1 protein-coding gene is annotated in these 435 nt (G+C 42.3%); it reads left to right on the top strand.

Annotated features, from left to right (window positions below; genetic code table 11):
• On the top strand, positions 1 to 374 hold a 374-nt coding region (locus BW139_RS18215; RefSeq protein WP_076920581.1), incomplete at its 5' end, for a DUF1285 domain-containing protein.
• Between the last annotated feature and the right edge of the window lie 61 nt (positions 375 to 435).

Below are 435 nucleotides of genomic sequence, written 5' to 3'. Positions count from 1 at the left end.
AATCAATGGTGAAACTTTTTGCCAGTGTATTATGTAACGAAGATGGGCAGTTTTACTTAAAAACACCCGTTGAAAAAATCGCGATCGAGGTGAAGGATGCGCCTTTTATTATTGTAAATTGGCATAGTGAACCGACATCAGAGGGAAGCGTTATTTGTTGTATTGATAACTTAAACCGCACATGGCTATTAGGTCGTTCTGAGTCACTTTATATCAATGACTACAAAGGTGCGGCTGTGCCTTATATGCAGTTACCCTACGGCTGCTTTGCGCGAGTTGCGCGAAATGTGTTTTATCAGTGGGCTGAAATAGCCGAAACAGATGACCTCGGCTATTTTATTACCTCCGCACAGCAGAAACTTTACTTACAGTAATTATTCGCTATCTGGCGCTACTAAATCAGCAGGTGGAACGGCCACTATTGGGCCTAAATAC

This window comes from Pseudoalteromonas sp. SK18 (genome assembly GCF_001974855.1).
Lineage (GTDB): Bacteria > Pseudomonadota > Gammaproteobacteria > Enterobacterales > Alteromonadaceae > Pseudoalteromonas.
The sequence above is the reverse complement of the archived record's forward strand: the minus strand, read 5'-3'. Positions and strand labels throughout refer to the sequence as shown.